The sequence below is a fragment of the Mesorhizobium sp. M2A.F.Ca.ET.042.01.1.1 genome, from assembly GCF_003997405.1.
In the GTDB taxonomy this organism is placed as follows: domain Bacteria; phylum Pseudomonadota; class Alphaproteobacteria; order Rhizobiales; family Rhizobiaceae; genus Mesorhizobium.
Genome location: NZ_RZRX01000522.1, coordinates 1 through 1,666, shown reverse-complemented (window position 1 = coordinate 1,666; position 1,666 = coordinate 1). Strand labels below are relative to the sequence as shown.

The following is a 1,666-nucleotide window of genomic DNA, read 5'->3' as shown; positions in this document are numbered from 1 at the left end:
CCCTCCTGTCATCCGCCGATAGATCGGCTGATTGACGCCATGGGTTTGCCCGGGTTTTCGTGGCCAACTTGTCCGCAGGCCAATTCTTCCGGGGCCGGTTACGACCCGTACGAGGCCTGCCCGCAGGGATGGACGCCTTACGCTCCGGCCGGCGACCGGCCGGGACAGGGTCAAGCCAGCATGTGCCGAATCGCGGCCGGCGATCTCGGTCAGCTTGTCAGCTTTGGAGGGCGGCATGGTCAGGTTGATGGAAGCCTGACGGGGACCATCCAGATCGGCGACCGCACCGTGCCGGTCCAGCTTACTCATGTCTCCAGCGGAGCACATAACGATCAAACGACCACCTATTACAACATTCAACGCCCGCACCGCGCGAAGCCTTACTACATCGATTACGACGACGCGAACGGGCTGCGGCAGCGCACCTGGTTCAACCTTAGCAGACCATAAGCTTGAGTCACCCCGACTGGCTAAATTAGTTACACGAAAAGAGGCAGTTACCCCGATGAAAAGCGTCAACAGGTTCACCATTCATGGCAATGTGGGGTCGGTCGCGCCCTTCGACAAAAGCACGAGGGTCAACATTGCCACCAACCGCAATTGGCGCGACGAACAGGGCCATGCCAAGGAAGCCACGGATTGGGTCCAGGTCACGATATTGGAGGAGAAGCAAGCCGCATGGGTGGCAGAGAACGCCAAGCCCGGCGATGTCGTGTTCGTCGAAGGCCGCATCAGCAACAACTCCTTCAAACGCAACGGTGAGACGGTCTATACGACGGACTTAATCGCCTCCACCTTCAATGTTTTTCCGAAGCCGTGATCATGTTCAATGCGGGGGCGCTTATTTTGGCGGCGGCATCCGGAACATTGGTCGGCATAGGCGGCACGCTCGCTCTTTATCCCACACATGACCAGCTCTCCGCGGCGATTGCGTCCGAGCCGGCGCTGTGTGCGAAGCTGGCCGCGGCCGGCCTTGAGATTCCATCGCCTGCCGAGGCTCTGGAAGCTTTCCGGCGAGCAAAGAACACCGGTCAAGCGACGCTGCGGCTGGGAGAGTGCTCGAAGAATGCGGTGGGACCGGGCGTGCAATGCACCGTGAAGTACAAGCTTCGCACTTCCTGGAAAGACGAAGGCGACGGCGTGGTCGCCTTCTCCAGGGGACCTGATGGCTGGCAAGCGGTACAGCTTCAATGATTGTCTGCTTGCGAAGCTTTGGTTTCGGCCCGGCTCCGCGGTCTGTCTTGCACACCGTCGAAACCCCTTCCTACAGTGATCACCTCGCTAGCGGCACCGGGCCTCTTTGACGCGCAATCCGGTCCATAGAGGGATCTTCTTTTGCGTCTCCGCAATTCCCATGCCCAAAGAGCCAGAGCCGGAGCGCGCCCTCAATAGCGCCGTAGGGACGGCGGAGGCCGGAGATGATGGCCCGCTGGCGATTCCGGCTCTATAGAAGCCGTCCGCGCCTAACGCGGGCTCGGTTCGCGGCGCTCACTTGTGCGGGGTGCAATAGACGCCTTGGGATGCCAGAAGGACGGCGCCGCCTTTCAATTCCGTCAGCGCGCCGACCCAGGCGTCGGAATAGGTACGACTGGCGTCCACCGCCGTCAGCCAGATGACGCGATTGTCGGCAAGCTCCACCTTAACCTCGCTTTGCAGAGGGCTTGCC

Annotated in this window: 3 protein-coding genes; all 3 read left to right on the top strand. The window is 60.9% G+C overall.

All coding sequences use genetic code 11. From position 1 onward, the window contains the following. A partial coding sequence (locus EOA23_RS36170) for a hypothetical protein (RefSeq protein ID WP_210212523.1) occupies window positions 1-450 on the top strand: 450 nt, incomplete at its 5' end. Window positions 451-505: 55 nt separating this feature from the next. Then, complete coding sequence (locus EOA23_RS34470; RefSeq protein ID WP_127307296.1) at window positions 506-820, top strand: single-stranded DNA-binding protein; 315 nt, start codon at window positions 506-508, stop codon at window positions 818-820. Window positions 821-822: 2 nt separating this feature from the next. Further along, complete coding sequence (locus EOA23_RS34465) at window positions 823-1,194, top strand: hypothetical protein (RefSeq protein ID WP_127307295.1); 372 nt, start codon at window positions 823-825, stop codon at window positions 1,192-1,194. The last annotated feature ends 472 nt before the right edge of the window (window positions 1,195-1,666 follow it).

What these genes read in the sequence shown, in the direction of transcription:
- EOA23_RS34470 (WP_127307296.1), top strand. Translation starts at nt 506, where the DNA reads ATGAAAAGCGTCAACAGGTTCACCATTCATGGCAATGTGGGGTCGGTC.
- EOA23_RS34465 (WP_127307295.1), top strand. Translation starts at nt 823, where the DNA reads ATGTTCAATGCGGGGGCGCTTATTTTGGCGGCGGCATCCGGAACATTG.